At 57.4% G+C, this 6708-nt stretch carries 5 protein-coding genes and 1 pseudogene; 4 read left to right on the top strand and 2 right to left on the bottom strand.

All coding sequences use genetic code 11. The annotated features are described in order from the left end of the window. Window positions 1-15 precede the first annotated feature (15 nt). Together Q371_RS17030 and Q371_RS17035 are read left to right on the top strand one after the other, a co-directional pair. Window positions 16-774: a 3-hydroxybutyrate dehydrogenase gene (locus Q371_RS17030; RefSeq protein WP_034342482.1), complete on the top strand. Its 759-nt coding sequence runs from the start codon at window positions 16-18 to the stop codon at window positions 772-774. A 6-nt stretch (window positions 775-780) separates the two neighbouring features. Further along, window positions 781-3774 carry an AfsR/SARP family transcriptional regulator gene (locus Q371_RS17035; RefSeq protein WP_034342485.1) on the top strand — a complete coding sequence of 998 codons (2994 nt, stop codon included), beginning with the start codon at window positions 781-783 and terminating at the stop codon, window positions 3772-3774. Window positions 3775-3786: 12 nt separating this feature from the next. Here the strand turns inward: Q371_RS17035 and Q371_RS17040 are convergent, their stop codons facing one another. Continuing rightward, window positions 3787-4434: a GrpB family protein gene (locus Q371_RS17040; RefSeq protein ID WP_051964676.1), complete on the bottom strand. Its 648-nt coding sequence runs from the start codon at window positions 4432-4434 to the stop codon at window positions 3787-3789. Between the two features lie 35 nt (window positions 4435-4469). Between Q371_RS17040 and Q371_RS17045 the strand changes: the two genes are divergently transcribed. Then, window positions 4470-4949, top strand: a complete 480-nt coding sequence (locus tag Q371_RS17045; protein WP_034342488.1) for a cation:proton antiporter regulatory subunit — start codon at window positions 4470-4472, stop codon at window positions 4947-4949. Window positions 4950-5055: 106 nt separating this feature from the next. Beyond that, the gene (locus Q371_RS17050; protein ID WP_034342489.1) at window positions 5056-6270 is read left to right on the top strand and encodes a cation:proton antiporter; all 1215 of its coding nucleotides are present in this window, start codon (window positions 5056-5058) and stop codon (window positions 6268-6270) included. Between the two features lie 87 nt (window positions 6271-6357). Here Q371_RS17050 and Q371_RS27780 read toward each other — a convergent pair. Beyond that, window positions 6358-6708: pseudogene (locus Q371_RS27780) on the bottom strand (IS4 family transposase); the annotation flags it as partial.

A 6708-nucleotide genomic window follows, 5' to 3' on the forward strand; every position in this document is an offset into this window, starting at 1 on the left:
GCCTATAGTGAAAGCATGACCACCACCATTGCACTGGTCACTGGAGGCACCAGTGGCATCGGACTGGGCATTGTTCGCAGGTTGCAGCAAGACGGCATGACCGTGGCCGCTCTGGATCTGGACACCGACAAAAACCGTCAGGTGGCCCAAGAAGCAGGTGTCCTGTTCATTCCGGCCAATCTGGCAGAGCGTGAAGCGTGCAAAAAAGCCATTGAGATGGTGTCCACCGAACTGGGCGGTCTGGACGTGTTAGTGAACAACGCCGGGTTTCAGCACATCAGCCCCATCAAGGACTTCCCCGAGGACACCTGGGACACCATGCTGCATGTGATGCTCACCGCTCCATTTCTGCTCTCCCGTTACGGCTGGGATTTGCTGGGAAGGTCCGGGCGTGGGCGCATCATCAACATTGCTTCGGTGCATGGACAGGTGGCAAGTCCCTTCAAAAGTGCTTACATCAGCGCCAAACATGGTTTGATTGGCTTCACCCGCACGGCAGCCCTCGAAGGGGCGGAAACCGGCATCACCGTGAATGCGATTTGTCCGGCTTACGTCAGGACCCCTCTGGTGGACAAACAACTTGCCGATCAGGCACGCACCCGCAACCTGCCCATTGAAGAGGTTGTGTCCAGAGTGATGCTGGAACCCGCAGCCATCAAACACCTGTTGGAACCCGAGGATGTGGCAGCTCTGGTGTCTTATGTGGCTTCCAGAGCCGCGTGGGGCATGACCGGATCGGTGCTGAATCTGGATCTGGGCTGGACGGCAAGGTGAAGGGGCATGTGGCGCGATCACATTGCTGAACACCGCACCCGCCCGCCCCAACTGCGTGGGGTGATGGACCGTCCTCAACTGCTGCAAGACATCGGGCGTTTCCGGCTGTGTGTGGTGCAGGCCCCAGCAGGTTACGGCAAAACCAGTGTGCTTTACCGCCTGTACCACGCCCGAAAGTGCCTGTGGTACACCATGGACACCGAAGACGTGCCCCCTGTTCATTTGCTGGGGGCTCTGGCCCTCGGGTTGGAAAGGCTGGGATTGGGGGACCGCCTGATTCACCTCTTGGAAGAGCAAGCCCCGGTGAACCGTCTGGTGGATGTGCTCATCGACACCCTGCTCCAGCAGGACATCACCCTGATCGTGGACGAAGCCCAGCACCTGCCCGAGAGCCCCCTGCAAGGGGTGGTGCGCAAACTGCTGGAGCAAAACCGGGTGGTTCTGGGCACCCGCAGGCCCCTCAACCTGCCCGAGTTGGTGCGAAGTCGGGCTTCGGGGGACCTCGGGGTGGTCAGTTCGAATGAACTCAGTTTCAGCACGCAGGAATTCATGGCCCTGCTGCATCAGGCGCAGGTTTCCCTCTCCCCTGCCGAAATTCAACTTTGCATCAATGTCACCGAAGGCTGGCCGATTGCTGCCCGGTATCTGGTGCAGGCCCTCTCCAGTGGCCGGGTCACTCCGCGCACGCTGGAAGACCTGGAATTGCGTGGGGCAGGACTGGGCGAACTGTTCGCTTACGTGGCGCAGGAGGTGCTGGAACCTCTGGACACCGCTTTGCAGAGCTTCCTGAGGCGCAGCAGTGTCTTTGAGGTGCTCACTCCAGAGATCATGGAAGAGGCCCTTGAAGAGCCGCTTTCCCGCAATTTTCTGGAAACGCTGGCCCGCTCTGGGACGTTCTTAAGCCGGGATGCCAGTGGGGCTTATCAGGCCCATCCCCTCCTGCGCACCCACCTGCGCAACACCCTGCCAGAAGAGGAACAGCAGCACATTGCAGCCAGAGGGGCAGCTGCTTACGAGAAACGCGAACGCTTCAGGAACGCTCTGAATGCCCATTTGCTCTCTGGAAACCTTCAAAGGGCAGCCGGGATTTTGTGCCAACATGGCAAACGCTGGCTGCGCGAAGGCCGCACCCGTCTGGTGGGCCGCGCCCTGAACCTGCTCTCGGGGCAGTTTGCAGATTTTCCGTTTCTATACGTGCTGCAAGGGGATGTGCTGAGGCACGCCTCCCGTTACCCAGAGGCCACCGCAGCCTACCGACAAGCCCCGACCTTTGAAGGCTTGCTGGGGGAAGCACAGGTGTATCTGGACACCGTGAACCCGGCGCAGGCCCAACCCCTGCTGGAACAGGCAGCACCTCTGGCCCAGAGCCCCGAGGAACAGGAACGCCTGAGCACCATGCAGGCCGAGAACCTGCTCAATCAGGGCAATGTGGAGGCTGCCAGCAAGCACCTCCAGCACCTGCTCAGCCCTGCACGTTTGCACTTGCGGAGTGGAAGGCTGCAACAAGCCCTGCATGCTGCCAACCACGCCTCCAGAGATGAAAAAGGACACCCCCGTGTGGCTGGAGGGCACCGGGAAGGCTTGCTGCTTTCCAGTTTGCTGCACGCCTTCCTCGGGCAACCTGAGGCAGCCATTGAAGCGGCCAGAGAAGGCATCCGGGAAAGCGAGCGCCTGCTGAGTCCATTCAGTCTGGCACTGGCCTATGCCCGTCTGGGACATGCTTTGATTGGTGCTGGACGCTTCGAGGAGGCCCGAATCGCCTACCAGACTTCTCTGGAGCACGGCCAGAACACCGTCGCCCCGAGGCTGATGATCGAAGCCCGCATGGGCCTTGCCCACCTCGATGCCCGGTTTTATGGTCGGGGGGAAGAACACGCCCAGGCTGCCCAGCAGGTGCTTCTGGACTCTGGAGACCGCTGGATGCTGGCCCTGCTGCAACTGATTTACGCCTATGGCTTGCACCGCTCCAGTGCCCACAAAGCCCGTCTGGTTCTGCAAGAGGTGCAAACCACCCTGCAAGACCTCTCCGATCCCTTTTTGCAGTGTGCATCGGATGTGCTGGCCTACCTGCAAAGCCCGAGCCCTGAACGGGCACAGGTGCTTTTGAGTGGCATGCAAAGCCACGATTACGGATTCATCCTGCTCAAACCGTCCCTGTTTTATCCGTTTGAAGGCAGCACCGAACGCATGCAAACCCTGATTGCCTTGAAGGCCCACAGCCCAGAGCACGCACCTGATCTGGAACATCTGGCTGCCCAACTCGGGTATTCCAGCCTGCCTGAAAAGCATCCCGGTTACCGTTTGCACATCCACCTGCTCGGGCCACTGAAGGTCTTCAGGGACCAGATGCAGATTGAAGATTGGGGACGGGCCAAAGCGCGCGATCTCTTGGCCCTTTTGGTGGTCTCTCCTGAAGGGGTGGTGCGGGATCAGGCCATCGAGACCCTTTACCCCGAAGAATCCCCCGAGATTGCCGAACGCAACTTTCGCATCGTGCTGCACGCTCTGGGTCAGATCCTCGAAACTGAAGAGGCCAGAGGGTACTTTCTGGAACGGGGCGATGTGCTGCGCCTGAAACCCAGCCCGGACCTCCGCATCGACCTGTGGGAAGCCCTGAAGCTCCTGCAAGAAGAAGCGCACAGCGAAGACCTGCTGAAATTGCCCCTCGACCTCTCCAGCCAGTTTGACCTTGCCCCACTGGAAGACCAGCGTTCCCTGTACCGCAGCCGACTGGAACGGGCTCTGGTACAGGCCGGAGAACGGATCTTGCAGCAAGACCCAGCCAGAGCCGCTTCCTTTGCAGAACGGGCTTTGATGCTGGAACCCGCCTCTGAAGACGCCACCCGACTGCTGATGCGCAGTGCCCACCTGCAAGGCCAGATGGATGTGCTGCACAGAAGTTACCAGAGGTGTGAGCAGGCATTGTCGGACCTCGGGCTCAGGCCATCCAGTCAGACCAGAGGGTTGTACTCCGAACTGAACCGCACGTTGTTGCATTGAGGCTTCAGGAGTTCACCTTGTTGGGCTGGAATCCTGCGTGGGTTGGAACCGTGCAAAACCATATTCTTCTTCAGCCAGAGCCAGAATGCGCTGGACAAACTCTGTTTTGCCAAGGCTGTAGGCTTCACGGTCATGACCCAGCACAGAGGCAAGTTGTTTTTTGAGGGCTCCATAAGCCTGAGCTTCTTCGGGATGTGCCCGCAAATAATCCCGGAAAATCAGGTGGTTGTGCAAATTGGGCGTGTCTACAGAACACACGTACAGGTGATGCTTTTTGACCCTTTCCTGCTTGAAAACCTCTCTGCCCGGCACCTGTTGATTTCCCACATGCACATACCCCAGAGCCGTGAGCCGCCGAATCACCTCGGGCAGTTTCAAACGCGAAGACAAAATCACATCAATGTCCACAACGGGCTTTGCAGCAAGGCCCACCACACTGGTGCTGCCCACATGCTCGATGCTCAGGACCAGACCCTGAAGCACCTGATGGAGTTGTTGGGCCAGATGTTGGTATTCGTTGTGCCACTCTGGATCGTATTCCACGATTTCAACAGGACTGTTTTTCCGGGATGAAGGCATGCTCTGGTTGTACAGCATACCCAAAGCATCTGACAGTTGAACCGTCCACTTCACCCTTTTCAGGCACTGTGAATCACCCATGAATTGCACACTCCTTCAGGCATTACACTGTAGGGATGGTCGAAGTCATCGAAAGCACCCTGCCCGGCGTGGGCCGCAAATACGTCATGAAACTGCGCACTGGAGGCAGCGTCACCGTGATCTCCAAGCCCGACGGAACACGGGAAATGTACCACTTCAAAGGCAAAGACGACATCCCCTGCGACACCGTGCACTTCAATCCAGAGGAAGCCCAGCAGTTTGCCACCCTGCTCGGGGCCAACTTTGCCCGCCCTGCCCTGAAAGAGGAAATCGAACTGGTGCTGGGCAAACTGCAACTGGAATGGATCACCCTTGAAGAAGGTTCCAGTTCCATCGGTCATTCTCTGGGAGCGCTGAATTTGCGTGCCCTGACCGGAGCCAGCGTGATTGCCATCATGCGTGGCGAGGAGGCCGTTCCCAACCCCCAGGTGTCTGAAGTCCTGCAACTGGGCGACACCCTTGTTTTGATTGGCAATGACCTGCAAATCAAAAAAGCCTCTGTGCTCTTGATGTAAAACCAAAAAACGAAGTCAAACACTTTCCCCCTGCCCCTCCTTCCCAACGACCCCCTTCCCTTCACGTCTTTAAGGACCGTGGATGGAGATTTCAAGGAGTTGAACGTTGCCTTACGCAGAAGGATTGAAACATTTTGTGGAATCGCTGGGCGCACTGGGCGAACTCGGGTTGATCGGACTGGGTTTGTGGCTGAGTGGCCTGCTTGCACAGCTTTTGAGGCTCCCGGCTTTGCTGGGATACATCGGACTGGGGTTCATTTGCGGTCCGATGGGGCCTTTTCCCATCATTTACCCTTCGGAAATCACTGCTGCCCTGTCAGAAATCGGTGTGGTCCTCCTGATGTTTTTCATCGGACTGGAATTCTCGCTGAAAAGGTTTCTGGAGGCCAGAGGCACCATCGTCAAATCGGGCCTGTGGGACCTCCTGAACCTGCCTCTGGGCTTTTTGGCAGGTCTGGCTCTGGGTTTCAGTTTGTGGCAGTGCATTTTTCTGGCGGGCATCACCTACGTCAGCAGTTCAGGGGTGATCATCCGCATGCTGACCGAACGCAAACAGGTGGCCTTGCCCGAGGCCGAACGCACCCTCGGGGTTCTGATTTTTGAGGACCTTGCCATGATCCTGTATCTGGGCACCCTGAGCGTGTTCACCGGCGGAAACGTCTGGCAGAAACTGCTGGGCGTGGTCACCTTCGGGGTGATTTATGTGGTGCTGCTGCGCTTCGGACGGCCTTTTCTGGAAAGGATTCTGGAAGGGCAATCCAGAGAGCAACTGGTGCTCCTGATGCTTGGAGGGGTTGCGATGTTTGCGGCCATGGCACACCTGCTGTCTTTTCCAGACGCGGTTGCAGCGTTCTTGCTGGGTGCTCTGGTCGGTGAGTTGTCCCGCATGCACGACATTGAAGAGGTCCTGACCCCGTGGCGGGATGTGGCGGTTGGGGCGTTCTTTCTGGGTTTCGGCCTGAAGGTGGAGGCTCTGGCTTTGCTGGGCAGTTTGCTGGTGGCGGTTCCTCTGGTGCTGTTCACCAGTTTCACCAAAAGCATCACAGGGTTTCTGGCCGGGCGTGCCACCGGACTTTCTTTGCGTGCAGCGGTGGGACACGGTTTGATGCTGCTTCCCAGAGGTGAATTCAGTCTGGTGATTGCGGGTCTTGCGGTCAGCAGTCCCCTCATGACCCAACTGCAAAAACAGGACCTGTACGAGCTCACCAGTGCTTACGTGCTGGTCAGCATCCTGCTCGGGGTTCTGGTGAGTGCATACCACATTCCACTCACCCGCTGGTTTGCAGAAAGGAAACTCTTGCAAAAGCTGGAATCCACCTGATCCAGCCTTTCACTGTGTTTGTGAAGGAGAGGCCAAGCCAGAAGCCTCTCCTTTTTTCTTGTAACAAACGATTTAGAGCATTTGCCCTCAGTACCCGACAAGTTTGGGGAACAAAAGCTGAAGGCCTTCCAGTAAAGCCCACAATGGCTTCCTGAATAACTCCAGCAGCAGAGAAATCCCCACCCGAAAGACACTCCGGGCCAAACGACCATGTTTCTTTTTTGGAATCTGAACCCTTTCGCCCAGTTTCACCGCCCACACGAACACCACTGCCAGTAGGCACACCAAACGTTCCAGGTGCCGAGCATCCGTCATGTGGGTGTTCTCCAGCCGAAAACCCAGAGACTTGAGGTTCTTGAAAAGACATTCAATCCGGAACCTTTTCAAATAACGTTCAAGCAAAAGGCCATCTGGAACGTTGGAAATCACAATCACCTT

The organism is Deinococcus misasensis DSM 22328 (assembly GCF_000745915.1).
GTDB classification, from domain to species: domain Bacteria; phylum Deinococcota; class Deinococci; order Deinococcales; family Deinococcaceae; genus Deinococcus_C; species Deinococcus_C misasensis.